A 221-nucleotide genomic window follows, 5' to 3' on the forward strand; every position below is an offset into this window, starting at 1 on the left:
TACTACCGTTAATTCACGTTTAGCAGACTGTATGTTGTTTTTAGATACTTCTTTCGCTCTCTCTTCTTCTTTAGCCTTTGCTATTTCTCTTACTCTCTCTTCTTCTTTAGCTTTTGCTATTTCTCTTGCTTTCTCTTCTTCTTTAGCTTTTGCTATTTCTTGCGCTTTCTCTTCTTCTTTAGCTTTTGCTATTTCTTGCGCTTTCTCTTCTTCTTTAGCTT

General features: G+C 35.3%; 1 pseudogene. It reads right to left on the minus strand.

What is annotated here, in order from left to right:
- Positions 1 to 221: pseudogene (locus MR107_RS32140) on the minus strand (enterotoxin); the annotation flags it as partial.

It is taken from the genome of Bacillus cereus group sp. BfR-BA-01441, from assembly GCF_022663075.1.
GTDB classification, from domain to species: domain Bacteria; phylum Bacillota; class Bacilli; order Bacillales; family Bacillaceae_G; genus Bacillus_A; species Bacillus_A cereus.